At 62.9% G+C, this 24,088-nt stretch carries 29 protein-coding genes and 4 tRNA genes; 16 read left to right on the top strand and 17 right to left on the bottom strand.

Features of this window, described 5'->3' with window-relative positions; genetic code table 11:
• Positions 1 to 47: 47 nt before the first annotated feature.
• On the bottom strand, positions 48 to 713 hold the full coding sequence (locus LDJ84_RS16875) for a Bax inhibitor-1/YccA family protein (protein ID WP_024765156.1): 666 nt from the start codon (positions 711 to 713) through the stop codon (positions 48 to 50).
• Between the two features lie 134 nt (positions 714 to 847).
• Here LDJ84_RS16875 and LDJ84_RS16870 point away from each other — a divergent pair.
• The 8 genes from LDJ84_RS16870 (at position 848) to LDJ84_RS16835 (ending at position 5,292) form a co-directional block, all read left to right on the top strand.
• Positions 848 to 935, top strand: a tRNA-Ser gene (locus tag LDJ84_RS16870).
• 193 nt (positions 936 to 1,128) lie between these two features.
• Complete coding sequence (locus LDJ84_RS16865) at positions 1,129 to 1,392, top strand: hypothetical protein (protein WP_226045085.1); 264 nt, start codon at positions 1,129 to 1,131, stop codon at positions 1,390 to 1,392.
• Positions 1,393 to 1,729: 337 nt separating this feature from the next.
• Positions 1,730 to 2,374, top strand: a complete 645-nt coding sequence (uvrY, locus tag LDJ84_RS16860) for a UvrY/SirA/GacA family response regulator transcription factor (RefSeq protein ID WP_017517075.1) — start codon at positions 1,730 to 1,732, stop codon at positions 2,372 to 2,374.
• Between the two features lie 2 nt (positions 2,375 to 2,376).
• Positions 2,377 to 4,203, top strand: a complete 1,827-nt coding sequence (gene uvrC, locus LDJ84_RS16855; protein ID WP_065085203.1) for an excinuclease ABC subunit UvrC — start codon at positions 2,377 to 2,379, stop codon at positions 4,201 to 4,203.
• 33 nt (positions 4,204 to 4,236) lie between these two features.
• Positions 4,237 to 4,797, top strand: a complete 561-nt coding sequence (gene pgsA, locus LDJ84_RS16850; protein ID WP_024767418.1) for a CDP-diacylglycerol--glycerol-3-phosphate 3-phosphatidyltransferase — start codon at positions 4,237 to 4,239, stop codon at positions 4,795 to 4,797.
• Between the two features lie 68 nt (positions 4,798 to 4,865).
• A tRNA-Gly gene (locus LDJ84_RS16845) sits at positions 4,866 to 4,941 on the top strand.
• A gap of 36 nt (positions 4,942 to 4,977) precedes the next feature.
• Positions 4,978 to 5,051: transfer RNA gene (locus tag LDJ84_RS16840), tRNA-Cys, on the top strand.
• A gap of 155 nt (positions 5,052 to 5,206) precedes the next feature.
• Positions 5,207 to 5,292: transfer RNA gene (locus LDJ84_RS16835), tRNA-Leu, on the top strand.
• A gap of 100 nt (positions 5,293 to 5,392) precedes the next feature.
• Here LDJ84_RS16835 and LDJ84_RS16830 read toward each other — a convergent pair.
• Together LDJ84_RS16830 and LDJ84_RS16825 are read right to left on the bottom strand one after the other, a co-directional pair.
• Positions 5,393 to 5,758, bottom strand: a complete 366-nt coding sequence (locus LDJ84_RS16830; protein WP_024767164.1) for a DUF3509 domain-containing protein — start codon at positions 5,756 to 5,758, stop codon at positions 5,393 to 5,395.
• Positions 5,759 to 5,935: 177 nt separating this feature from the next.
• Complete coding sequence (locus tag LDJ84_RS16825; protein WP_099051257.1) at positions 5,936 to 6,100, bottom strand: hypothetical protein; 165 nt, start codon at positions 6,098 to 6,100, stop codon at positions 5,936 to 5,938.
• 155 nt (positions 6,101 to 6,255) lie between these two features.
• On the opposite strand from LDJ84_RS16825, the gene LDJ84_RS16820 reads away from it, so the two are divergent.
• On the top strand, positions 6,256 to 6,627 hold the full coding sequence (locus LDJ84_RS16820; RefSeq protein WP_226045084.1) for a LexA family protein: 372 nt from the start codon (positions 6,256 to 6,258) through the stop codon (positions 6,625 to 6,627).
• Between the two features lie 203 nt (positions 6,628 to 6,830).
• Positions 6,831 to 7,670 (top strand): UTP--glucose-1-phosphate uridylyltransferase GalU, encoded by an 840-nt coding sequence (gene galU, locus LDJ84_RS16815; protein WP_024767166.1) that lies wholly within the window; start codon positions 6,831 to 6,833, stop codon positions 7,668 to 7,670.
• Between the two features lie 66 nt (positions 7,671 to 7,736).
• On the opposite strand, the gene LDJ84_RS16810 is transcribed toward galU, so the two are convergent.
• On the bottom strand, positions 7,737 to 8,168 hold the full coding sequence (locus LDJ84_RS16810) for a VOC family protein (RefSeq protein ID WP_226045083.1): 432 nt from the start codon (positions 8,166 to 8,168) through the stop codon (positions 7,737 to 7,739).
• 88 nt (positions 8,169 to 8,256) lie between these two features.
• Between LDJ84_RS16810 and gorA the strand changes: the two genes are divergently transcribed.
• On the top strand, positions 8,257 to 9,615 hold the full coding sequence (gorA, locus tag LDJ84_RS16805; protein ID WP_226045082.1) for a glutathione-disulfide reductase: 1,359 nt from the start codon (positions 8,257 to 8,259) through the stop codon (positions 9,613 to 9,615).
• A gap of 63 nt (positions 9,616 to 9,678) precedes the next feature.
• On the opposite strand, the gene LDJ84_RS16800 is transcribed toward gorA, so the two are convergent.
• Positions 9,679 to 10,677, bottom strand: coding sequence for a bile acid:sodium symporter family protein (locus LDJ84_RS16800; RefSeq protein ID WP_065085207.1), 999 nt, complete (start codon positions 10,675 to 10,677; stop codon positions 9,679 to 9,681).
• A gap of 98 nt (positions 10,678 to 10,775) precedes the next feature.
• Positions 10,776 to 11,030: a hypothetical protein gene (locus LDJ84_RS16795; RefSeq protein WP_226045081.1), complete on the bottom strand. Its 255-nt coding sequence runs from the start codon at positions 11,028 to 11,030 to the stop codon at positions 10,776 to 10,778.
• Between the two features lie 213 nt (positions 11,031 to 11,243).
• On the opposite strand from LDJ84_RS16795, the gene LDJ84_RS16790 reads away from it, so the two are divergent.
• Positions 11,244 to 11,717 (top strand): Lrp/AsnC family transcriptional regulator, encoded by a 474-nt coding sequence (locus LDJ84_RS16790; protein WP_037009888.1) that lies wholly within the window; start codon positions 11,244 to 11,246, stop codon positions 11,715 to 11,717.
• Between the two features lie 31 nt (positions 11,718 to 11,748).
• Here the strand turns inward: LDJ84_RS16790 and LDJ84_RS16785 are convergent, their stop codons facing one another.
• Together LDJ84_RS16785 and LDJ84_RS16780 are read right to left on the bottom strand one after the other, a co-directional pair.
• Entirely contained in the window at positions 11,749 to 12,255 is a 507-nt protein-coding gene (locus tag LDJ84_RS16785; RefSeq protein WP_024767171.1) for a DUF1993 family protein, read from the bottom strand.
• Between the two features lie 88 nt (positions 12,256 to 12,343).
• Entirely contained in the window at positions 12,344 to 13,057 is a 714-nt protein-coding gene (locus LDJ84_RS16780) for an endonuclease (protein ID WP_037009886.1), read from the bottom strand.
• 444 nt (positions 13,058 to 13,501) lie between these two features.
• Between LDJ84_RS16780 and LDJ84_RS16775 the strand changes: the two genes are divergently transcribed.
• On the top strand, positions 13,502 to 13,873 hold the full coding sequence (locus tag LDJ84_RS16775; protein ID WP_226045080.1) for a hypothetical protein: 372 nt from the start codon (positions 13,502 to 13,504) through the stop codon (positions 13,871 to 13,873).
• Between the two features lie 6 nt (positions 13,874 to 13,879).
• Here LDJ84_RS16775 and LDJ84_RS16770 read toward each other — a convergent pair whose 3' ends face one another.
• Both LDJ84_RS16770 and LDJ84_RS16765 read right to left on the bottom strand, forming a co-directional pair.
• Positions 13,880 to 14,062 (bottom strand): hypothetical protein, encoded by a 183-nt coding sequence (locus tag LDJ84_RS16770; RefSeq protein WP_024767173.1) that lies wholly within the window; start codon positions 14,060 to 14,062, stop codon positions 13,880 to 13,882.
• A 112-nt stretch (positions 14,063 to 14,174) separates the two neighbouring features.
• Complete coding sequence (locus tag LDJ84_RS16765; RefSeq protein ID WP_024767174.1) at positions 14,175 to 14,489, bottom strand: hypothetical protein; 315 nt, start codon at positions 14,487 to 14,489, stop codon at positions 14,175 to 14,177.
• 222 nt (positions 14,490 to 14,711) lie between these two features.
• On the opposite strand from LDJ84_RS16765, the gene LDJ84_RS16760 reads away from it, so the two are divergent.
• Both LDJ84_RS16760 and LDJ84_RS16755 read left to right on the top strand, forming a co-directional pair.
• Positions 14,712 to 15,092, top strand: a complete 381-nt coding sequence (locus LDJ84_RS16760; protein ID WP_196912179.1) for a hypothetical protein — start codon at positions 14,712 to 14,714, stop codon at positions 15,090 to 15,092.
• Between the two features lie 224 nt (positions 15,093 to 15,316).
• A complete protein-coding gene (locus tag LDJ84_RS16755) occupies positions 15,317 to 16,702 on the top strand; it encodes a CoA transferase (RefSeq protein ID WP_226045079.1) in 1,386 nt (461 codons plus the stop codon).
• Here LDJ84_RS16755 and LDJ84_RS16750 read toward each other — a convergent pair.
• From LDJ84_RS16750 to LDJ84_RS16735, 4 genes are all read right to left on the bottom strand, one after another.
• Entirely contained in the window at positions 16,689 to 17,255 is a 567-nt protein-coding gene (locus LDJ84_RS16750) for a flavin reductase family protein (protein WP_169887184.1), read from the bottom strand. The genes LDJ84_RS16755 and LDJ84_RS16750 overlap by 14 nt on opposite strands.
• A gap of 21 nt (positions 17,256 to 17,276) precedes the next feature.
• On the bottom strand, positions 17,277 to 18,194 hold the full coding sequence (locus LDJ84_RS16745; protein ID WP_226045078.1) for a bestrophin family protein: 918 nt from the start codon (positions 18,192 to 18,194) through the stop codon (positions 17,277 to 17,279).
• Positions 18,195 to 18,364: 170 nt separating this feature from the next.
• Positions 18,365 to 19,240: a 3-hydroxyisobutyrate dehydrogenase gene (mmsB, locus tag LDJ84_RS16740; protein ID WP_024764400.1), complete on the bottom strand. Its 876-nt coding sequence runs from the start codon at positions 19,238 to 19,240 to the stop codon at positions 18,365 to 18,367.
• A 138-nt stretch (positions 19,241 to 19,378) separates the two neighbouring features.
• A complete protein-coding gene (locus tag LDJ84_RS16735) occupies positions 19,379 to 20,887 on the bottom strand; it encodes a CoA-acylating methylmalonate-semialdehyde dehydrogenase (protein ID WP_037010572.1) in 1,509 nt (502 codons plus the stop codon).
• A gap of 133 nt (positions 20,888 to 21,020) precedes the next feature.
• Here LDJ84_RS16735 and LDJ84_RS16730 point away from each other — a divergent pair, with 133 nt between their 5' ends.
• Positions 21,021 to 21,917 carry a LysR family transcriptional regulator gene (locus LDJ84_RS16730; protein WP_024764402.1) on the top strand — a complete coding sequence of 299 codons (897 nt, stop codon included), beginning with the start codon at positions 21,021 to 21,023 and terminating at the stop codon, positions 21,915 to 21,917.
• 126 nt (positions 21,918 to 22,043) lie between these two features.
• Here the strand turns inward: LDJ84_RS16730 and LDJ84_RS16725 are convergent, their stop codons facing one another.
• The 3 genes from LDJ84_RS16725 to LDJ84_RS16715 form a co-directional block, all read right to left on the bottom strand.
• The gene (locus LDJ84_RS16725; RefSeq protein WP_226045077.1) at positions 22,044 to 22,745 is read right to left on the bottom strand and encodes a YebC/PmpR family DNA-binding transcriptional regulator; all 702 of its coding nucleotides are present in this window, start codon (positions 22,743 to 22,745) and stop codon (positions 22,044 to 22,046) included.
• Between the two features lie 87 nt (positions 22,746 to 22,832).
• Positions 22,833 to 23,258 (bottom strand): PaaI family thioesterase, encoded by a 426-nt coding sequence (locus LDJ84_RS16720; protein WP_226045076.1) that lies wholly within the window; start codon positions 23,256 to 23,258, stop codon positions 22,833 to 22,835.
• Complete coding sequence (locus LDJ84_RS16715) at positions 23,255 to 24,055, bottom strand: RNA polymerase sigma factor (protein WP_226045075.1); 801 nt, start codon at positions 24,053 to 24,055, stop codon at positions 23,255 to 23,257. The genes LDJ84_RS16720 and LDJ84_RS16715 overlap by 4 nt, the downstream gene beginning before the upstream one ends.
• Positions 24,056 to 24,088 lie beyond the last annotated feature (33 nt).

Here is a 24,088-nt window from a genome sequence, read left to right as displayed (position 1 = left end):
ATGAAAAAAGCCCGTCGAAACGGGCTTTTTCCCTGGCGCTGTGTTGATCAGTCGTCGCTGCCCATGATGCCGAAGATCTGCAGCAGGCTGATGAACAGGTTGTAGATCGACACATACAGGCTGATGGTCGCCATGATGTAGTTGCGCTCGCCACCGTGGATGATCGCGCTTGTCTGGAACAGGATCATCGCCGAGGAGAACAGCACGAAGCCGGCGCTGATGGCCAGTTGCAGGCCGCTGATCTGGAAGAATAGCGAGACCAGCACGGCGCCCAGCAGGACGAAGAAGCCTGCGGTGATGAAGCCGGACAGGAAGCTCATGTCCTTGCGGGTGGTCAGCACGTAGGCGGACAGGCCGAAGAACACCAGGGCGGTCATGAAGAAGGCGGAGGAAATGATGCTCGCGCCATTGGCCATGCCCAGGTACATGTTCAGGATCGGGCCGAGGGTGTAGCCCATGAAGCCGGTCAGGGCAAAGGTGCTGACCAGGCCCCAGGCGCTGTTGCGGAGCTTCACGGTGAGGAAGAACAGGCCATAGAAGCCGAGCAGTACCACGAAGAAGCTCGGGTACGGCAGGCGCATCTGTTGCGAGGCGAAGGCTACCAGGCCACTGAAGGCCAGGGTCAGGGCCAGCAGGCCGTAGGTATTGCGCAGGACGCCGCTGACCTCTTTCTGCTCCACGGCTGTGGAGTCGAGATATTGCCGTTCTTGCATGTCGTGACACTCCTGTTAAGCGGGATACGGATCCATGACCGTAGTGATGCTTATCATAACAGAGGGAAAAGCGCGCTGAATCATCAGAGTTTGACAGTGTGTTGCGATCCGGTAATATTGCGGCCCGCTCATGTGGAAGCGTGGCCGAGTGGTTTAAGGCAACGGTCTTGAAAACCGTCGACGGGCAACTGTCCTAGAGTTCGAATCTCTACGCTTCCGCCACTATTACAACGTTGAAAGCCCCGCAATGCGGGGCTTTCGCGTTTCTGCGGTGGGTTGCTTTAAGGGTTCGACCTCCGAATACACATCGCACAAGTTAAACAGCGTCGGAAAAGTCAGTCATCCCGGTAGATGTTTCTGTAGGGCGATGATTGTCTCAGTTAAACTTAAAGTTCCTCTTCTCGGAAAACCCTGAATGAACCAAGTCGAAGATCTCGAGCGGCAGATGCGCGAAGCGCTGGGCGTAGCTCCGAAGAAAGTGAAAACCACTCGGGAAGTCAGCAACCCCATGAGGGGTTATCTGATTGTTCTCAGTGTGCGAGGCGCAAGCGGGCCCGCATTTCGCTTCGAGCACCGCTCACGTTCGCTGAGCCGTACCGAGGCCATCCTGGAGGCGGAGAAAGCCGCGCGCGCCGCAGGCTACAAGCCCTGGGCCCTGCTGGATGCCGTCGAGGCCTGAGCCGCATGAGCGCGGTGACGCCATGGGGCATCCGTCGGTTGCCGATATGGCGTGGCAATCCCGTGCGATGGATGTCGAGCCGATAGCGTCTATCAGATTGAAAACTCCGGCGATGGCTCCAGCTTCTTACAGCGCAATAGGTTACCGGTACGGCCGTCCTAGACGCTTCGCCAAGCATCTGTCAGCATTTACCCCTCCTGCGCCACGTATCTCTGGCGCTTGCATTTTGGCGAACCGCTTCCAAGCTAGGTCGTAAGGCTGCTTTCTGTTAAGGTTCGGCAATTGTTCGAAGTCCCTTTTCGGGTCTCACCATTCCATTCTGCTCAAGGGGTGCTGCGTGATTAAGGTGCTGGTGGTCGATGATCACGATCTGGTGCGCACCGGAATTACCCGCATGCTGGCTGATATCGATGGCCTGCAGGTCGTTGGGCAGGCCGACTCCGGTGAGCGTGGGCTGCAGCTCGCTCGCGAACTCAAGCCTGACGTCGTCCTGATGGATGTGAAGATGCCCGGCATCGGCGGTCTCGAAGCCACCCGTAAGCTGTTGCGCAGCCAGCCCGACGTACGCGTCGTGGTGGTGACGGTATGCGAGGAAGACCCGTTCCCGACCCGTCTGATGCAGGCTGGTGCTGCGGGATATCTCACCAAGGGTGCAGCGCTGGATGAGATGGTCCAGGCGATACGCCAGGTTTTTGCCGGTCAGCGCTACATCAGCCCGCAGATCGCCCAGAACCTCGCGCTGAAGTCCTTCGAGCCGGAAAGGAACGCATCGCCATTCGATACCCTGTCCGAGCGTGAAATCCAGATCGCGCTGATGATCGCCAACTGTCACAAGGTGCAGAGCATCTCGGACAAGCTGTGCCTCTCGCCCAAGACTGTGAATACCTACCGCTACCGCATCTTCGAGAAGCTCTCGATCACCAGTGACGTCGAACTGGCGTTGCTGGCTGTCCGGCACGGCATGGTCGACGCCAGTAACTGATCATGGTGCAACCGTTCGATTCGGCGGCTTTCCTTGCCACCTGCAGCGGGCGGCCGGGCGTTTATCGCATGTTCGACGTCGACGCAAAGTTGCTCTACGTCGGCAAGGCGAAGGACCTCAAGAAGCGTCTCTCCAGCTACTTCCGCAAGACTGGCCTGGCGCCAAAGACGGCCGCCCTGGTGGCGAAGATCGCCCAGGTCGAGACCACCATCACCGCCAACGAAACCGAGGCGCTGCTGCTTGAGCAGACGCTGATCAAGGAATGGCGGCCGCCCTACAACATTCTGCTGCGCGACGATAAATCGTACCCGTACGTCTTCCTGTCGAGCGAGGATCAGTATCCGCGTCTGACCATTCACCGCGGCGCGAAGAAGGCCAAAGGACGGTACTTCGGGCCTTATCCGAGCGCTGGCGCCATTCGCGAAAGCCTGGCGTTGCTGCAGAAGGCCTTCTTCGTGCGCCAGTGTGAGGACAGCTACTACCGCAACCGCACGCGCCCGTGTCTGCAGTATCAGATCAAGCGCTGCAAGGCGCCCTGTGTCGGACTGGTGAGCGAGGAGGAGTACGCCGAAGACGTACGCCACTCGATCATGTTTCTCGAAGGGCGCAGCAATGTGCTGGCCGAGGAGCTCTCCACCAACATGGAAGAGGCGGCGATGCGCCTGGACTTTGAAAAGGCGGCGGAGCTGCGCGATCAGGTGCAGATCCTGCGCCGCGTGCAGGACCAGCAGAGCATGGAGTTCGGCACCGGTAACGTCGATGTGGTGGCGGCCATCGTTACGCCGGGTGGCGCATGCGTACACCTGATCAGCGTGCGGGGCGGTCGAGTGCTGGGAAGCAAGAACTTCTTCCCGCAGGTGGCGATCGAGGAGGAGGTGGGCGATGTCCTGCTGGCCTTCCTTGGGCAGTACTACCTCAGTCATCACGAGCGCGATCTGCCGAACGAGCTGATCGTCAATGCCGTGCACGAGGACTTCCCCATCCTGGCTTCCGCCATCGAGGCATCACGTGGGCGGCTGCTGGAAATCAGTCACCGCGTGCGTGCTACCCGCGCCCGCTGGCAGCAGCTTGCCGTGACCAACGCCGAGCAGGCGCTGGCGGCACGCCTCGCCAATCGACAGCATATGGCGGCGCGCTTCGATGCGCTGGGAGAGGCGCTGGACCTGCCCGAGCCACCGCAGCGGCTCGAGTGTTTCGATATCAGCCATTCCAGTGGCGAGGCGACGGTGGCGTCCTGTGTGGTCTTTGGCCCCGAAGGCGCACTGAAGTCGGACTATCGCCGCTTCAATATCGAGGGCATCACTGGCGGCGATGATTACGCCGCCATGCACCAGGCGCTGACCCGCCGCTTCAGCCGATTGAAGGAAGGCGAGGGCAAGATGCCCGATATCCTTCTGGTGGACGGCGGCAAGGGGCAGCTGGCGATGGCTCAGGAGGTGCTTCAGGAACTGGCGGTAGTCGGCCTGACGCTGCTAGGGGTCGCCAAGGGCGTCACTCGCAAGCCTGGTCTGGAAACCCTGTACCTCAATGATGCCGAGCACGAATTCACCTTGCCCGCTGACTCACCGGCGTTGCACCTGATCCAGCAGATCCGCGACGAAGCGCACCGCTTTGCCATCACCGGTCACCGTGCACGGCGGGGCAAGGCGCGACGCACCTCCACATTAGAAGACGTCGCTGGCGTCGGGCCCAAGCGCCGGCGCGATCTGCTCAAGCATTTCGGCGGGTTGCAGGAATTGGGCAGAGCCAGTATCGATGAAATTGCCAAAGCCCCCGGCATCAGCAAAAAGCTGGCAGAGCAGATTTATGCAGCACTGCACAGCGAGTAGAATGCCGGCTCAACTCGCAGACCTTCCGACCCGATGAATATCCCGAACCTGCTCACACTGCTTCGCGTTCTGCTCATCCCGATCTTCATCCTGCTGTTCTATCTTCCGTTCCCGGCCAGCCATCTGGCCGCCAGTGCCGTCTTTGCCCTTGCTGCCGCCACCGACTGGCTGGACGGCTACCTGGCGCGACGGCTGGGGCAGAGCACGCCCTTCGGTGCCTTCCTCGATCCGGTGGCAGACAAGCTGATGGTCGCTACCGCGCTAGTGCTGTTGGTGGAGGAGCACGCGAATCTGTGGCTGACCCTGCCGGCCGTTATCATCATCGGTCGCGAGATCGTCGTTTCCGCGCTGCGCGAATGGATGGCAGAGATCGGGGCTAGGGCGCACGTGGCGGTATCCAGCCTGGGCAAATGGAAGACGGCGGCGCAGATGCTGGCGCTGGTCATTCTCCTGGCCAATCCGCCGCTGATGACTTTCTGGGTCCTGGTGGGTTACGCGCTGCTCATTGTTGCCGCCATCCTTACCCTGTGGTCGATGCTGCACTATCTTCTGGCTGCATGGCCGCACCTGAACACTACCCCAAAAGAGAAATAAGTATTTTTGAATCAAGGAGTTGACAGGCATTTCCAAATCGTTAGAATGGCGCCCGTCAACACGACAACGCGGGAATAGCTCAGTTGGTAGAGCACGACCTTGCCAAGGTCGGGGTCGCGAGTTCGAGTCTCGTTTCCCGCTCCAGATTTTCGATGATTCACCTTGAGTCATCCGTGTTACGGCTGAGTAGCAGAGTGGTTATGCACCGGATTGCAAATCCGTGAACGCCGGTTCGATTCCGACCTCAGCCTCCAATAGAAAAGCCCTGTAAATCGAAGATTTACAGGGCTTTTTCTTTAACTGCCCGCTGCGGGAGTTGCCAGGTTCGGCAACTTGCGCAGATGAGTTGGGGCTGTATATAGTCCAGCCCTTTCCGGGCGCATGCCTGGATACGCTACAACGCGCTGCCGCCCGGATGGCGAAATCGGTAGACGCAGGAGACTTAAAATCTCTCGCCCTTTGGGCGTGCCGGTTCGAGTCCGGCTCCGGGCACCATTTCCCATCTCCCCGAATCATTGCAGTTTGCATGTCTGAATCGAGGCGAGCGCCATACATGAAAAACCCGGCCTAGGCCGGGTTTTTCATTTTCAGCGACTCAGGCTCCGATGTGCGCCATCGAGCGCAGTTTTGCGCCGGCCTTGACGATGCGGCGCTGGCGCAGGGGGCCGCTGGCCTCATAAAAATTCTGCAGCGGTACTTCTTCCTTGAAGTGATCGGCGTCCTGCTCCTGCAGCGGGCCGTATTCGGTTGCCAGATCGCGGCGGATGCGACCTACCAGGCTAGTTAGCAGCTCTTCGTTGCGTTGTTCTTCCAGTCGCACCACCCGACAGGCGATGTGTTCACCCGCTTCCTTGCTCAGCGTCATGATCAGATTGCCGTCCGGTCGAGCGGTGAAACTCACTTCGAAATCGGAAAAGACCTGGCAGAGATATTGGGCGGCAGGCAGGCGGTCGATTGGCATGGCGTCGTCCTCGGCAATGTGTGGGTGGATTCATCCCTTTCATTGCAGGGTGCGTACCAATCTCGGATAAATTAAAAATCCTTTAAAATCAAATATTTAAAAATAATCCGTGTCTCGCTTTCCATGCAGCCTGCAAGGTGTGGCGCAAATACAATGGCATTTTGCACGATGGCGATTCTAGTGCGGGAGGAGGTGACGCCTCGGTGAAGCGGTTTTTGCCTTGTGCTTGAACTTCTGCATGCGGGCGCGGCGCATGGGTACGCGCAGGATGGCCCACAGCGTGACCAGTGCCAGCAGGACCCAGCCGAGAATCATGAGTGTGACGAACGTGCCTGGATTCATCTTGATTTCCTCACCCCTCCCTAAGGGTAGTCCACCGCCAACGGCGTACTGTCCTTTCGGTTGAGCGGCAATCTCTGCGTAGGTTCCATTCAATGGCTTGCCGGGCTGGCAGGTATCTGATATCTGTATGTATATACAGTATTCGGAGAAAGGTCATGCAACAAGCCATTCTGGATGTCCAAGATGTGATGCAGTCGGGCGCAGGCGTTGCGGCCACCGCAGTGCTTCTGCATACCTACATAGTCCGTGCGTGTGGCGAAGAGATGACGCAGGCGGGCATTCACGACAGCGACCTGTTGCTGGTCGACCGTTCCGAATTGGCGGCGCCGGGTGAGATCGTGGTGGCGGCACTGAACGGTGAGGCGCTGATTCGCCGGCTCGCCATCATCGATGGCTGTTTCGCTCTCCAAGCAGCGAGCGATGGCTTTCCCACCTTGAAGATCGAGGAGGGAGATGAGCTTTCGATCTGGGGCGTGGTGCGGCAGCGGCTTTGCGGGAACGACGTGGCGCAAGGAGCCGGAGCATAGAAAGGGCGCGGGCAGGACTGGGATGCTGCCCATTTGCCATTAAGTTCGAGAACTAAACTGGCAATCCGGTGGTCAGATGCGCGTGTCATCGGTTTCAAGTGCGCGGAAGTGTCGTGCAGCTTGCAATCCGGGGCATTGTAAGGCGGACGCAGCCTGATTAGACTGCGCGCAACTCGCACCCCTGTCCCTCTCGAAGGACTCCCATGATCAAGAAATGTCTGTTCCCGGCCGCCGGCTACGGTACCCGCTTCCTCCCGGCCACCAAGGCCATGCCCAAGGAAATGCTGCCGGTGGTGAACAAGCCGCTGATCCAGTATGCCGTTGAAGAGGCGCTGGAAGCCGGTCTCGGCGAAATCGGTATCGTCACTGGCCGTGGCAAGCGCTCGCTCGAAGACCACTTCGACATCTCCTATGAGCTGGAGCACCAGATTCGCAACACCGACAAGGAAAAGTACCTGGTCGGTATTCGTCGCCTGATCGACGAGTGCACCTTCTCCTACACCCGCCAGGTTGAAATGAAGGGCCTGGGCCACGCGATCCTGACCGGTCGCCCGCTGATCGGCGACGAGCCCTTCGCTGTCGTGCTGGCGGACGACCTGTGCCTGAACCTGGAAGGCGACAGCGTCCTCAAGCAGATGGTCAAGCTGTACAACCAGTTCCGCTGCTCCATCGTGGCAATCCAGGAAGTGCCGCCGGAAGAGACCAATAAATATGGTGTGATCGCCGGCGAGATGATCCGCGACGACATCTACCGTGTGAACACCATGGTCGAGAAGCCCAAGCCCGAAGATGCCCCGTCGAACCTGGCGATCATCGGCCGTTACATCCTGACTCCGGATATCTTCGACCTGATCGAGCAGACCGAGCCGGGCAAGGGCGGTGAAATCCAGATCACCGACGCTCTGATGAAGCAGGCCCAGGACGGTTGCGTACTGGCCTACAAATTCAAGGGCAAGCGCTTCGACTGCGGTAGCGCCGAGGGTTACATCGAGGCGACCAACTTCTGCTACGAGCACCTCTACAAGACTGGCAAGGCCTGGTAATTCCGGACCTTTCCGCTCTTTGAGAAAGCCACCTTCGGGTGGCTTTTTCGTGTGTGCAGCCGGGCATCACATCGAGCGCGGGATTGGCATGGCCTCCGATCCCGGCCCGAGTGGCTGCCCATAACTGAACTCGACGTAGTTGCCCGCCGGGTCGCGCAGTCCGCAGTAATAACCCACCGGGTAGGGCTCTGCCCGGGGTGCCCAGATCAGACAGCCGGCCGACTGGGCATCCCTGGCGATAAGGTCGACTTCCTCGTGGCTGTCCACCGCGAAGCCGAAGTGGCTGTAGTCATCGCTGGCCAGGTGCCGCGCCTGCCCGCCTGGCATGATGACGAAGATGAAGCGGTGCTCCTTGCCGGGCTCCGCCATCCAGACAATGCGTGACCCCTTGCCTTCGCGCTGGTGGATGATGCGCATACCGCAGAAGCGCTCGTAGAACGCTATGCAGGCCTCAAGATCAGGTACGTGCAGAGCCAGGTGGGTCAGGGATGGGCGCATGGCGAATACTCCTTTGGCAGCGGCTGATGGCAGGATAGGTCAGGCGTCATGAGGTATGCTGCCTGTCATATCCAAGCGGAGATCCATGATGTCTTTCGATTTCGACCTGTTCGTCATCGGTGCGGGTTCCGGCGGTGTGCGTGCTGCGCGCTTTGCCGCGGGCTTTGGCGCCAAGGTGGCGGTGGCGGAAAGCCGCTACCTGGGCGGTACCTGCGTCAACGTCGGTTGCGTGCCGAAGAAGCTGCTGGTGTACGGGGCGCATTTCCAAGAGGACTTCGAGCAGGCTGCCGGCTTTGGCTGGACCCTGGGTGAAGCGAAGTTCGACTGGCCGACACTGATCGCCAACAAGAATCGCGAGATCCATCGCCTCAATGGCATCTACCGCAATCTGCTGGTGAACAGCGGCGTCACGCTGCTGGAGGGACATGCCAGGCTGCAGGATGCGCACACCGTGGAAGTCGACGGCCAGCGTTTCCGTGCCAAGCACATCCTCATTGCCACCGGTGGCTGGCCGCAGGTGCCGGACATTCCCGGCAAGGAGCACGCGATCTCTTCCAATGAGGCCTTCTTCCTCAAGGAACTGCCGCGTCGGGTGCTGGTGGTCGGCGGCGGTTACATTGCCGTGGAATTCGCCGGCATATTCCACGGCTTGGGGGCGCAGACTTCGCTGCTGTACCGCAAGGATTTGTTCCTGCGTGGCTTCGATCGCAGCGTACGCGAGCACCTGCGCGACGAGCTGACGAAGAAGGGGCTGGACCTGCAGTTCAACAGCGACATCGCACGCATCGACAAGCAGGCCGACGGCAGCCTCGCTGCGACGCTCAAGGATGGTCGCGTGCTGGAGGCGGATTGCGTGTTCTACGCAACCGGCCGCCGTCCGCAACTGGACAACCTGGGCCTGGAGAATGTCTCGGTCGAGCTGGATGATCGTGGTTACATCAAGGTCGATGAGGTCTATTGCACCAGCGAGCCGTCGATCCATGCCATCGGTGATGTGATCGGCCGGGTGCAGTTGACCCCCGTGGCACTGGCCGAAGGCATGGCGTTGGCGCGCAAGCTGTTCCGTCCGGAGGAATACCACCCGGTAGACTACAAGCTGATTCCCACCGCTGTATTCAGCCTGCCCAACATCGGCACGGTCGGCCTGACCGAAGATGAAGCGCGCAGCGCCGGACACCGGGTGAAGCTGTTCGAGAGCCGTTTCCGTCCGATGAAACTGACGCTCACCGAGTGCCAGGAACGGACCCTGATGAAGCTGATCGTCGATGCCGACACCGATAAGGTGCTGGGTTGCCATATGGTCGGCCCGGAAGCCGGAGAAATCCTCCAGGGCATCGCCATTGCGCTCAAGGCTGGAGCAACCAAGCGGGTGTTCGATGAAACCATCGGCATTCACCCGACCGCGGCGGAAGAGTTCGTGACGCTGCGTACCCCGGTCGGTGCCTGACGGCGCTGGCGGAAATGAAAAAGCCGGTGCAGATGCACCGGCTTTTTTGCGGGCGGGGCGCCGTCAGTTGGCGCGCTCCAGCGGTGCGTGGCCGTCTTCCTGGCGCTGGGAGTAGCGCTGGGCGAGCACGGCGCAGACCATCAGCTGGATCTGGTGGAACAGCATCAGTGGCAGCAGGATCACACCGACGGTGCTGCTGGCGAACAGCACCGAGGCCATGGGCACGCCGGTGGCGAGGCTCTTCTTCGAGCCGCAGAAGATGATGGTAATCCTGTCTTCCAGGGAGAAGCCCAGCCAGCGCCCCAGCAGGTTGGTGGCGACCAGCGCCAGTGCCAGCAGCACGCAGCAGGCCACGACCAGGCCGGCCAGCGCCGGAAGCGGAACCTGGTGCCACAGGCCCTGAATGACGGCGGCGCTGAAGGCGGTGTAGACCACCAGCAGAATCGATCCCTGGTCCACGTAGCGCAGGACCGGCTTGTGCCGCTCCACCCAGGCGCCGATCCACGGGCGCAGCAGCTGGCCGGCAATGAAGGGCACCAGCAGTTGCAGGGTGATCTTGCCGATGGCGTCCAGCGTCGACATTCCGGTATCGCCATGGGCGCCGATCAGCAACTGCACGAGCAGCGGCGTGACGAAGACGCCCAGCAGGCTGGAGGCCGATGCGCTGCAGATAGCCGCCGGGATATTGCCCCGTGCCAGCGACGTGAAGGCGATAGCCGATTGCACGGTGGCGGGCAGGGCGCAGAGATACAGCATGCCCAGGTACAGGTCCGGGGTCACCAGGGGCGACAATGCGGGCTTGAGCGCCAGGCCGAGCAGGGGAAAGAGGATGAAGGTGCAGGAGAATATCAGCAGGTGCAGCCGCCAGTGGGTGGCGCCGGCGATGATCGCCTGGCGCGACAACTTGGCACCGTGAAGGAAGAACAGCAGCGCGATGCCCAGGTTGGTGATCCAGCCGAAAATCACGGCAGCGGTGCCTTCGCAGGGCAGCAGGCTGGCAACGGTCACGGTGGCGATCAGCGCCAGGGTGAAGTTGTCGGGGAGCAGGCGTGGGCGAGCCATGGGCACATCTCTCATCGTTGTTGTGTGTGAAAGACCACGAAGGTCAGGTTCGCACTCTAAGCCTGCGAGGATGTGCCGGCTAACGCCAGAAAGTCAGCTTATGTCGCTGAAAGGACAGTTTCTGCTCCCTGTACATGCAGGTCCACCGAGCACACGCTGACCATTCCGCGCATGCGCTGGGCGATCACCTCGGCGCGATAGCGCGGCAGCGTGTTCACGCGCAGGGCGATGTCCAGCCAGTCTTCCCGACGGGAGGATTCCACCTCGGCCGGTACGTGGCCCTGCAGTGCAAACAGGTTCAGCAGGCGACAGAGAATGTCGGCATCGATCTCGGCGCGAATCAGGTAGCGCACGTCGGCGGCCACTGCGGTGGGGACGGGGCGGTCTTGTGGGAGCGGGGGGAGTTCGACGAGTTGGAGTGCGGGGAGTGTCATGGCGGCTGGCCGATGCAGGAGAGGTGAAGAATATTCTGCGGGCGCGCCGGAGGAATTATTTGCCTGATTTCTGCAATAGGTGACTTATTTGTGCATTAATAAGTCTTTATTGCTGGTATTTGAGGTTTGTATATGCCCATATCGCTGGATGCCCAAGACCGCAGGATCCTCGAGTTACTGCAGGAGGAGGCAACGCTTTCGACGGCCGAGATCGCTGAGCGCATCGGCCTGTCGCAATCGCCGTGCTGGCGCCGAATTCAGCGATTGAAGGACGAGGGTGTGATCCGCAAGCAGGTGACTCTGCTGGATCGCAAGAAGATCGGCCTGAACACCCAGATATTCGCCCAGGTGAAACTCAACGCCCATGGGCGCAATCACCTGACGGATTTTGCGCAGGCCATGCAGGAGTTCCCCGAGGTGCTGGAGTGCCACGTCCTGATGGGCGCGGTCGACTTCATGCTGCGCATCGTGACGGAGGATGTGGAGGCTTACGAGCGCTTCTTCTTCGAGCGACTGTCCCAGGTGCCGGGCGTGCAGGAGATCAACTCCATCGTGGCGCTCTCGGAGATCAAGTCCACCACCACATTGCCCCTGCCGCGCGGCTGAAAAGGCGCCGGGATGCCGGCGCCCAGGGCGGTCAGACGCCGCCGAGATAGTCCATCTTGCCGACTTCCACGCCATTGTGGCGGAGGATGTCGTAGGCTGTGGTGATGTGGAAATAGAAGTTCGGGTTGACGAACCCGAGCAGGAAGTCCGAGCCCTTGAAGCTGACTTCGCGAGTACGCAGCTTCAGCTCGATGGTGCGGTTTTCGGCGCCTTCGAACTGCTCGGGCTTCAGGGACTTGAGGAAGTCGATGGTCTTCGCGATGCGCGCTTGCAGCTCTGCGAAGGTGGTTTCGTCATCGGCGAAGCTCGGTACCTCGACACCGGCCAGGCGCGCGCCGGCGCCTTTGGCGGAGTCGGAGGCTATCTGCACCTGGCGCCCCAGGGCGAACATGTCCGGGGCGAGACGGGCGTTGATCAGGACGGAAGGGTCGATGGACTTGGCTTCGGCATGGGTGGCCGCCTTGGCGAGAATCGCCGAGAGATTGCCGAGCATGCGGATGAAGACGGGAACGGAAGCCTGGTAGATCGAGAGGGACATGCTGCGTACTCCAGACAGATGAAGGTGAGCTCGTCACGGTGGACGGCCGTCGGAGTCTACTGCGGGTATCTGCGGCTGTCGCCAGGCTTCAGCGCCAGGCCACTTTCGGCGCCGGACAGCGATCGTTCTCGATCGGGCCGACGTAGGGATTGCCCCAGCCCATTACGCAGCCGACCATCTGGTTGCGCTGGCGCTCCCAGGCTTCCACCGGGTACTGCTTGCTCCAGGCGGTGAACAGCTGGCGGTCCTGGTTGGAGAGCTTCAGGCCGTAGCGGTCGCTCATATAGAAGTAGGTGCGGGCGATCATGCCGCGAATCTGCGGGCGGGGCATGGCCTTGCGTGCCTTGAAATCCACCACCATCGGGCAGGCGCCGTACTGCGAGGGCTTTTGCTGCAGCCAGCCGAAGCTGTAGTTGGCGCGGTCGCCGTTCACTTCGCCGATGCTCGGCACCAGGTTGTGCAGGTCCGCCTCGGCCTTCTGGTACACCCGGTCATTGCGCGAGCAGTTCTTGCGCCCGCCGCTCTGCCAGCATTGGCGCTGGTGGCCGATCACCCAGGCGGGAACGATGTGCTCCCACTCGATGCGCGAGGCGCGGTTGGCATTCTTGCGCGGGGTGTAGCCGCAGCTCTTCAGGTCGACCTTGGTGCCGTTGTAGCGGCAGCCGCAATAGAACTCCACCGATTGGCGGGCGTACAGCTTGCGCCCGACCTTCTTGGCTTCCTCGAAGGTGCGCGGGGCGGCAGCAGAGGCAACGGTGGGAACAGCGAGGATCAGCAGCAGGGCCAGGCAGCGTCCGAACATGAGGCATTCCTTACGAAAGTCGCTGCATCTTACTGATTGGGAAAGAATTGCCAATCGTGGCAATGGAATGGCAAGGCTGTGGCGTGACGAGAAACGCCCGATGTGGTGCGCAGGGCTTATGGCGACTGGGAACGCTTGGCAATGGAGCTTCCAATCTTTTCAACTTGCTTCATAAATGGCTCGTAACGTCATGATTTTAAAGTAAATTAAGTTGTCTAAATTACTTTAAGAACAAGCGCTATCACGATGTTTTAATGAGTTTTCCCCTGCTGCGGGTGGCGGCCGCATCTGTCGTGCATCTTGCGGGGCATATATCAGAGATTGGACATCAATATATTCTTGCAAGTCATTGATATAAAATGATTAAAGTATCTTTGTGCGCGGCCTGCTCGAGGTATACAAGGCTTGGTAAGCTGAACCTTTCCGTCATCCGGGATGATCATCATGATTGAGCGCAGAACCTTGGCGGCGATCGCCTGCCTCGCATTGGCCATGCCAGCCTTCGCGCAGAAGTTCACCGGGCAGGAGGCGCAATCGCAAAGTGCGCCGCGCTATCAGAACCAGACGCAATGGCAGCAGTCGCCGCCGGTGATCCAGCGCATCTATGTCAGCCCGGGGGCAAGCGGTAGCGTAGGCAGCTCGTCCAGCTGGCAACGCAATGACAGCTATGGTGGCGTGCGGGTGCCCAGTGGCTACGGCGAGACGCGTTCGAACACGGTCATCATCGACCAGGGCAGCGGCGGCATCCGACAGAGCATCGAATACCCCAATGGCGCGGTCTATCCGCGAGGCAACGGCAATTATCAGCAGCAGTGAGCCGGGTCAGTCGACCAGGTCGTCGCGCGTCAGGCGGGATTTACGCAGGCCGCCGTGGCTGTAGAACAGCCCGGTATCGCCGCGCCAATGGAAGAGTGTGGCGAGAAACGCCGAGCTGACCCGGCCCACATCCCAGCTACGGAGTTTGCGGTAGGCCCAGAGCCAGCTGTCGTCGGAGGAGGCGCTCATGGAATCGTCCTTGATTCGGCAAGCGGGAAAAGTGCATGGGACATTAGTGCGCCTGATAGGCCTTCGCAAGTCGCTGCTCCCGCAACCGCAACCTGCGAAAACGCCTGCGCACTCAGGCAGTGCTGAGCGCCTTCGATTCCTCGACGTACTCCTTCAGCCAGCGCAGCACCTCCACGGCATCCCAGCGGCTGGGGTCGAACATGGCGTAGGCCTGGCCCTGGTAACCCACCACATCCAGCGGGCGGTGATAGCCGGCGCGCTGCATCAGGGCCTCGATTTCCGCGAAGCACAGGTTGAAGTGGGTACGGCTGAAAGGCGTCTTGCCCTCTGTGACCAACCCCTCCAACAGCAGTTCCGCCACGGCTTCGCTGACTTCCTCGATGGCCATGTGGTTCACCGTGTACTTCAGCTGATGGATACTCACCATCGCTTGCTCCTCAATGGGTTTCAGGCCCATGCCCTGTGATTCGAGGTGATCGACGTAGCCAATGGACTATGGCCTTTCGTCGAGGTTTAAAAAATTTTCGCAAAATACTGTATGCATGAACAGTATTTTCTCCTAGTATCCCTCTCGCGGTCTGACAGAAACCTTGAAGTGCCCGTCGCCAGTGGCCTGGCGGGCATTGCTCGACGAACAGGAGCGATGGCGATGCTGCAGAAACTGATGCTTTGTGCCGGTGTGGCGATGCTTGCGGGTTGCGCCCAGCCCCAGGCGGATGTCCCGCGCGCCAATGGCGCCTACCTCATCATCGAGGGCAAGGAGGCCTGGGCCGTTCTGGTGGCTGACGGCAAGCGCATCGAGGAGCGCGGCACGGTACGCGATGCCATCCGTCTGCCGAAGGAGCGCTCGGCGATCGCTGCCAGCTACGTGATCGACACGCCCAACTGCGGGCGCCTGCAATGGTTGACCGAAGGCGAGGGCGACTCCACCGTGCGGCTGTCCCCGCAGGGCGAAGCGGACGACCTTTCGGGCTGCCGGATCAGCGATGGGCTCAGCCGCGTCTGGACCGCGCTGGACTATTCGAGCTGAGCATCAGCTTCCAGAAATCCGATCTCCGACAAAATGTTTCGGCTGGCCCTCTCTTCACGTTTTTTTCACACCCAGGGGCAGAGGATGAAAACCAGCTAAGGGATTAGCTCCCCATCGAAAAGCCCGCTTGATTGCGGGCTTTTTATTGCCTGCCGACCAAGGTCGGCTCGCCCGCCAGACGCTCTGCGGCTAAGGTGAAGCTCCACGGAAAGGCGGAGATAGAGATGCAGCGGGTTCTTGCGGAACGACTTTGGACAGCCCTCGGCGGCCAGGCCGAACGCCTGAGCCACCTGGCCCCTCGCAGCGAAGGCTCCCTGCCTTCGGCATTCTTCGTCACCGAGCTGGCCGCCGCCAGCATCGCCAGCGCCGGGCTGGCACTGGGCGAGTGGCTGGAGCCGGAAGGTGGCACGGCGACCTCCATGGTCGTGGACCGCCGTTTGGCCTCCTTCTGGTTCTCCACCTCCTTGCGGCCTCAGGGCTGGACAGTGCCCGACCTCTGGGATGCCATTGCCGGTAACTACCGCACACGCGACGGCTGGATTCGCCTGCACACCAATGCGCCGCACCACCGCGCCGTCGCACTCCGGGTCCTCGGCGTCGAGAATCAGCGCGATCAGGTCGCCAGCGCGGTGGCCGGTTGGGCGGCGGGCGAGCTGGAACTGGCGATCGTCAGGGAGGGCGGCTGCGCGGCCGAGATGCGCTCATGGGATGCCTGGAAACAGCACCCGCAAGGCATCGCCGTGGCTCGCGAGCCTCTCGTGTTGCGCGATATCCAACTGGTGTCCGGACCCTCCCTGGACATCGAGATCGACCGCGAACGCCCGCTGGCCGGCCTGCGGGTGCTCGATTTGACCCGTGTACTGGCCGGCCCGGTCGCCACCCGATTCCTCGCCGGCTTCGGTGCCGAGGTACTGCGCATCGACCCGCCGGACTGGGATGAGCCCGGCGTGGTGCCGGAAGTCACCCTGGGCAAGCAGTGCGCGCGGCTGGACCTGCGCCAGCCGGCAGGTCGCGAGCGTTTCCAGGCGCTGCTCGCCAGCGCCGACGTTCTGGTCCACGGCTATCGGGCCGATGCCCTGGAACGCCTGGGTTTCGGTGCCGACGTGCGCCGCACCATCGCACCGGGGCTGGTGGACGTCAGCCTGAATGCCTATGGCTGGTCCGGCCCATGGTGCGAAAGACGCGGCTTCGACAGCCTGGTGCAGATGAGCAGCGGCATTGCCGAAGCTGGGCGCGTGTGGCGTGGCGAGGAAAAGCCCGTACCCTTGCCCGTTCAGGCGCTCGACCACGCGACCGGCTACCTGATTGCTGCCGCCGCCTTGCGCGGGCTGGCCGAGCGCCGGCGCAGCGGCCGGGGCAGCCGTTGGCGGCTGTCGCTGGCGCGGACAGCGCAGTTCCTGCTGGAGGCGGGTGCCGCGCCGCCGAACCAGGCGGAGCTGGGGGCGGAAACCGCGGCCGATCTGGCGCCGGGCATCGAAGCCACGCCCTGGGGCCATGCCCGCCGCCTGCGCCCGCCGTTGCAGGTCGCCGGTTCGCCGCTCTTCTGGGAGTTGCCGGCCTCCGAGCTGGGCTCGGCGCCGGCCGCCTGGCAGCCGGTCAGCCCCGGCTGACCTGGAACGCCTCGCCAGTGGCGAAGAAGGCGCCGCCGGCCTGGTAATGGATGGTGCGCAACTCGTCGCTGGGGAAATGCCAGCGACCGTTGGAGAAGGCGCGCTCATCGGCGTAGGCGGCGACCACCTCGGCGATGAACAGGTCGTATTTCTCCTGGTTGTGCGGCTCGCTGATCACCTTGCATTCCAGGTAGGCGACACAGCCATCGACCACCGGTGCGTCGACCTGCTTCGCACGCGAAACGCCAATGTCCAGTTGCTCGAACTTGTTGCCCTCGCCGCCGTTGCTCGATCCCACCGCCAGGGTCAGCTCGGCCTGCTGGCGCGTTGGCAGCTGGATGACGAAAGCGCCGGAGCCTTCCACCAGATGACGTGACCAGGTGTTGCGGTCGAGCACCAGCATCAGCTTGGGCGGGTCGAAGTCCAGCGGCATGACCCAGGCGGCAGCCATGACGTTGGCCGTGCCCTGGTGCTCGCAGGTGACGATGGTGCTCGGGCCGTGGTTGAGCAGCAGGTAGGCCTTGTTCAGCGGTACGTCTTTCAGATGGCTCATTCTCGGGTCCTCAGGGCTGGCTCAGAGCAGCAGGCCGTCCACCGGTTTCAGCGGTTCGGGCAGGTCGGTTTCACCGAGGATTTCCAGCACGGTGATTTCCAGGTTGCGGCTCATGGCGTCCAGCGGCAGATCGTTGGGTTGGGTATCGAACGGGTCGGCAATCTGGTCGCCCAGGGCATCCAGGCCGAAGAAGGTGTAGGCCAGCACGCAGACGGCCAGCGGAGTGAACCAGCCGATGCTGTCCACCAGGCAGAAAGGCAGCAGGAAGCAGTAGACGTGCACGATGCGGTGCAGCATCAGAATGTAGGGGTAGGGAATCGGCGTGTTGCTGATCCGCTCGCAGCCGCCCAGCACGTACGACAGGCGGGTCATCTGCTGGTCGATGGCGGCCAGGGTGATGTCGCTGGCGCCCGCCGCGCGGCCCTGGTCGGCGAAGCGCTGGCCAAGGTCCGCCAGCAGGGCGTTTGCCGGGTTGCGGCGATGGGCGAATGCTGCGGCGGCGTCGCCCAGCACACGTTTCACGTCGTCGCCTTGTTCGGTGCCGCGCAGCTGGTCGCGCAGGGTGTAGCCGAAGGCGATCAGCTTCTTGCACAGCTGGCGGCGGCCATCGGCATCGAGGTCGGGCAGCAGCGAACGGGTCTGCCGCGCCAGGTTGCGCGTCACGATCAGCAGCTCGCCCCAGAGCGTGCGCGCCTCCCAGAAGCGCTGGTAGGCGACGTTGTTGCGAAAGCCGAGGAAGATCGCCAGCGTCAGCCCCCAGAGGGTGAATGGCGTAGAGGTGATGATCACCTTGTAGTGGTAGAGCGTGCCGTGGGTGGCTACTACCAGGGAGCTCAGCAGCACGGTGTAGAGCACCTTGCGCCAGATGGCCGGGATGATCGATCCCTTGAGCGAGAACAGCAGGACCCAGAGTGTCGGGGTTTGCGGGCGGAGGATCATGCGGCGGCATCCGGTGGGGCGGAGCGCGCATGATAGCCGAGATGAAGGCTTGGGCGACGTGTCGCGGAGTGGGACCTTTGTAGAGGCGAGCCTGCTCGCGAACCGGCCTCGTAGCGAAGAGGTTCGCGAGCAAGCTCGCTCCTACAGAAAAGCGGAACGCCCTGGCGGACCTAGCCCTGTTGGTACAGCTTCACGATCGCCGAGAAGTCCAGCTGGCCGTTGCCCTGGTTGCTGAAGGTCTGGAACAGCTGCTGGGCCAATGCGCCAAGCAGCACCGGCTGGCGGATCTGTCGCGCGGCCTCGCTGGCCAGGCCCAGGTCCTTGAGCATCAGGTCGGTGCCGAAGCCGCCGCTGTAGCCGCGCGCCGCCGGGGCCCCGGTGAGCGGGTTGTTGATCTCCGAGGCCCAGCAGCGGCCGCTGGAGGTGTTGATGATGCCGGCCAGCACTTCGGCGTCCATACCCAGCTTCACGCCCAGGGACATGGCTTCCGCTACGCCGATCATGGAGATACCCAGCAGCAGGTTGTTCGCCACCTTGGCCACCTGGCCGTTGCCGGCGCCACCGCAGTGCACGAGGTTCTTGCCCATGGCGGCCAGCACCGGGCGGGCGCGCTCGAAGTCGGCCTGCTCGCCGCCGACCATGAAGGTCAGGGTGCCCGCTGCGGCGCCAGCCGTCCCGCCGGAAACCGGGGCATCGAGCATGGGGTTGCCGTGGGCGAGGGCGGCGGCGGAGACCTCGCGGGCGTTCAGCGGGTCGATGGTGGACGAATCGATCAGCAACACGCCGGATTGCACGTTGGCCAGCAGGCCATCGTCGCCGAGGAACACCTGCTTCACATGGGCGGCGGCCGGCAGCATGGTGATGATCACCTCGACGTCGTCGCGAGCCACTTCGGCTGGCGAGCCGAGCGCGCGTGCGCCCAAGGCTACGGCGGCCTCCACGGCCTTGGCGGAAAGATCGAAGACGCTCAGGTCGAAGCCGGCCTTGAGCAGGTTGGCGGCCATGGGCCCGCCCATGTTGCCGAGTCCGATGAAACCGATGCGCATGGGGATTTCCTCTTCTTCTTGTACTGGAAGCGCTCCGTGGTCGGAGCGCCGGAAAGGGTGCCCGCCCGCGTGGTGCCGAATCCGGACCAGCATCCCTGCTGAAGTCCGGGCCGGCTCGGGGCAGGCGGGCGGGCAGTCTTACTTCAGATTGATGGTGGTGTTCACCGCACCACCGACCTCATTCTCGTCGAACCAGCGTTCGGTGACGGTCTTGGTCTGGGTGTAGAACTGCACCACCTGCTTGCCGTATGGGCCGAGGTCGCCGAGCTTGGAGCCGCGCGAGCCGGTGAAGGAGAACAGCGGTACCGGCACCGGGATCGGCACGTTGATGCCCACCTGGCCGACGTCGATTTCCTCCTTGAAGTGCCGTGCGGCAGCGCCGGAGCGGGTGAACAGCGCGGTGCCGTTGCCGTTGGGGTTGGCGTTGATCAACTCGATGGCCTCGTCGAAGGTCTTGACCGACACGACGCAAAGCACCGGGCCGAAGATTTCCTCGCGGTAGATGGTCATCTGCGGGGTAACGCCGGAAAACACGGTCGGGCCGACGAAGTTGCCCTTGCCGTAGCCGACGACCTGCGGATTGCGGCCGTCCAGTTCCAACGTGGCGCCTTCCTGGGTGCCGCGCTCGATCAGGCCGCTGACGCGGTCCAGCGCCGCGCAGGAAACCAGCGGGCCGACGTCGGTGTTGGCCTCGGTGCCGCCACTCACTTTCAGGGTCCTGGCCTTGGCCACCAGGTCGGGAATCCATTCGTTGGCTTCGCCCACCAGGATCGCCACCGAGACTGCCATGCAGCGTTGCCCGGCGGCGCCGAAAGCGGCGCCGGCAATGGCGTTCAGCGTCTGTTCCTTATTGGCGTCGGGCAGCACCACGGCGTGGTTCTTCGCGCCCATCATGCACTGCACGCGCTTGCCGGCCAGCGAGGCGCGGTTGTAGACGTGGGTGCCGACACGGGTCGAGCCAACGAAGGAGACGGCCTTGATGTCCGGGTGATCGCAGATGGCGTTCACCACGTCCGGGCCGCCATGGATGACGTTCAGTACACCCGGCGGCACGCCGGCCTCATGGGCCAGTTCGACCAGGCGCATGGTCACCATCGGGTCCTGTTCGGAGGGCTTGAGGACGAAGGTGTTACCGGTGGCAATCGCCATCGGGAACATCCACAGCGGGATCATCGCCGGGAAGTTGAAGGGGGTGATGCCGGCGCACACGCCGATGGGCTGCAGGATCGTGAAGGTATCCACACCGCCGGCCACGTTGTTGGCCAGCTCGCCCAGTTGCAGGTTGCCGATGGCCGAGGCGTGCTCGACCACCTCCAGGCCGCGGAACACGTCGCCTTCGGCGTCGGGCAGGGTCTTGCCCTGTTCGGCGGTGAGGATGGCCGCCAGTTCCTTCATGTTCTCGCGGATCAGTTGCTGGTACTTGAGGAAGATTCGTGCGCGGGCGCCGATGGGGGTCTTCTTCCAGGTCTTGAACGCGGCCTTGGCGCTGGCCACCGCGCGCTCCACTTCTTCGGGCGTGGCGAAGGGCACGCGGGCGAGGACTTCCTGGGTGGCGGGGTTGATCACCTCGCGCCATTCGGCGGTGGTGGACTCGACGGGCTTGCCGTCGAGGAAGAGTTTGACGGTCGGGACGGCAGGTGCAGTCATCGTGGTTCTCCCAGCCTGAAGGCTTTGTTCTTGTGTGGTCCGATCCTAACAGTGCATTTTTGATGTGCTCAATGAGGTGATGTGCAAGTATGGTCTGCATTTTTGCAGATAGAGGTGGCGCACAGGAGCGCACATGGACTGGGACAACCTGCGGTTTTTCCTCGAACTCTCTCGTGCCGGCAAACTCACGGTAGCGGCGCGGCGCCTGGGCGTGGACCACACCACGGTGGCCCGCCGCCTGCAGGCACTGGAGAAAAGCATCGGCGCACAATTGCTGGTGCGCGAGCCCGCAGGCTATCGGCTGACCGAAGCCGGGCATGGTCTGTTGCCCCAGGCCGAGGCGATGGAAAGCGCCTGCAAGGTGATCGAGAAACGCCTGGCCGGCACCGAGGACAACCTCTCCGGCAAGGTGCGCATCGGCGCCACCGAGGGCTACGGTTCGACGCTGCTGACCTCACAGCTGGTGGAGCTGAACCAGCGCCACCCGCACCTGGGCGTCGATTTGCTGGCGGTGCCGCGTGCGTTACAGCTGTCACGTCACGAGGCGGACATCGTGATCACCCTGGAGCGGCCCGGTCGCGGTCCTTACTTGATCACCCGGTTGACCGACTACGTGCTGCGGCTCTACGCCTCGAAGGACTACCTGGCCGAACGCGGGCCGATCCGCACGCGCGACGACCTGCGCGAGCACGCGCTGGTGGGCTATGTCGACGACCTGCTGTACAGCAAGGAACTGCAATACCTCGACGAGATCGGCCGGCCGCTGCACATGGCGCTGCGCTGCACCAGCATCCTCGCCCAGCAGCGGGCGGTGGCGGAGGGCGCGGGTCTGGCGATCCTGCCGGCGTTCGCGGCGAGCGAAGACCCGTCGCTGCAGCCGGTGCTGGCTGGCGAGATCGAGTTCGTGCGGACGTTCTGGATGCTGATGCCCACGGAGCTCAAGGACATCGCGCGGATGCGCACGACCTGGGACTTCCTGCGCGAGAAGGCCGAGAGCAGCCAGGAAGTGTTGATGGGACGGAAAGCGTAGGGCGCGTGAATCGGTACGATTCATCCGCCGTATGCAGGACGACGGATAACGCTTGGGGCGATATGCGCCCTACGGGATGCGCGGTCTACAAAGAAAACAGGCGGCCAATGGGCCGCCCGTTCTGCGTTACGCCAGGCCGACGTAAAGGTTCTGCACGTCGTCGTTGCCGTCCAGGGCGTCGAGGAAGGCTTCGACATCCTCCAGTTCCGCGCCGGACAGGCTGACCGGGTTCTTCGCCTTGTAGCCGAGTTTGGCCGAGGCAACGGTGAAGCCGTGCTCGGGCAGGGCGCGGCAGACGGCGTCAAGGTCGGTGGAGTCGGTGAGGAACAGGGTGTCGCCGTCTTCCTCGCCCGGCTCGAAGTCCTGGGCGCCGGCCTCGATGGCGGCCAGTTCCGGGTCGGCGTCAGCGCTGGCCGGGGTGGCCTCGACCAGGCCCAGGTAATCGAAGTCCCAGGCTACCGAGCCGGAGGCGCCGAGCTGGCCCTTGCGGAACAGCACGCGGATTTCCGCGATGGTGCGGTTCACGTTGTCGGTCAGGCACTCGACGATCACCGGCACGCGGTGCGGCGCGAAGCCTTCGTAGACCACGCGCTCGAAGGTGGCGGCGCCATCCAGCAGGCCGGCGCCCTTCTTGATCGCGCGCTCCAGGGTATCGCGGGGCATCGAGGCCTTCTTCGCCTGCTCGACGACCAGGCGCAGTTTCGGGTTCATGTCCGGGTCGGCGCCATTGCGCGCGGCGATCATGATTTCCTTCGACAGTTTGCCGAACACGCGGCCCTTGGCGTTGGCGGCGACTTCTTTATGTTTGGCTTTCCACTGGGCGCCCATAGTGATCTCTTGCTGGCGGTTGCTGATGGGCGGCAAGTCTAAGGCCTTGCGCGGACTCTGGCGATATTTGCGGCGATATCCGGCGGCTCAGCGCTGCGCCGGCACCGCGAACACCGCGCTGGCCTGGGCGACCACCTTGTCGTCCACCGACAGTAGCGCATTGGCGAAAGCCATCTGCCTGCCGCGCCGGCTGTGCAGCAGGCGGATGCTCAGCCAGTCGCCGACCTGGGCGCTGGAAACGTAGTCCAGGGTCAGGGTGGCGGTGACCAGCGGCTGTGGTGGTTGGACGGAGAAGGCCATGGCGTAGCCCATGCCGATGTCCGCCAGGGTAGCGAGAATGCCGCCATGCACGCCGCCGCGGCTGTTGGTGTGGCGTTCGTCCAGCAGCAGGCCCAGTTCCAGCGAATCGCCTTCGCCACGCACCAGGAAGGGACCGAGCAGGTCCAGCAGCGGGTTGCGCCGTTGCAGTGGCTGGAAGCCCTCGGGATAGCCCAGATCGGCGAAAGCGTTCATTGCCAGCCTCCGGTGTGCTGCTGCAGCACGGCGCGCACGGTTTCGATCACCCGTTGCGGCACCTGGTAATCCGGGTGCGCGCGGAATACCGCCGCTGCGTCGGCCAGGCGGGTGAGGGCAAGCAGTTCGCTTTCGGCCTTGCGGGTGTCGTTCACGCCGGCCGGCAGGGCCAGCGCCTGGCGCTCGCAGGAGCAGGGCGCCTGGGGATTCACCAGAGCGCAATGCTGTTGCATGAAGTCGTCCAGCCGCTGGCGCGCCCGTGACAGGCGCTTGCGGTAGGTCGCCGGTTCGACCTTCAGCACGGCGGCGGCGGTTTCCGAATCCAGGCCGAAGGCGATATCCAGCACGTAGGCCAGGCGCTGTTCACGCTCCAGGCACATCAGCATGCCCTGGGTGCAGGCCAGTGCGATGCGTTCGGCGGCCAGCTTGTCCGCTGGCTCCAGCGGGCGCTCGTTGGCCTGGGCCAGACGCAGGCCGAGGTCGAGCTTGTCGGCCAGGGCGTCCAGCGACACGGTGGGCGTCTCGCGGACCTTGGTGCGCGCGGTCAGCAGCGCATTGCTGGCGATGCGGAAGGCCCAGGTGGAGAACTGGCTGTCGCCACGGAAGCTGGCGAGGTGCGTGGTGATGCGCAGGAGGATTTCCTGGCTGGCGTCCTGGGCGTCTTCGCGGCGGCCGAGCATGCGCAGGGCGAGGTTGTACACCGGCGCCTGCAAGGCCAGCAGCAGTGCGTCGAGGGCAGCGGGTTCGCCCTGCCGGGCGCGTTGCAGTTGCTCGGGTTCGATGGCTGGGAACTTCACGGTGTCCTCCTGACGTGGCCGGGGAAATTCCGG

This window comes from Pseudomonas sp. HS-18 (assembly GCF_020401845.1).
GTDB lineage: Bacteria > Pseudomonadota > Gammaproteobacteria > Pseudomonadales > Pseudomonadaceae > Pseudomonas > Pseudomonas nitroreducens.
The sequence above is the reverse complement of the archived record's forward strand: the minus strand, read 5'-3'. Positions and strand labels throughout refer to the sequence as shown.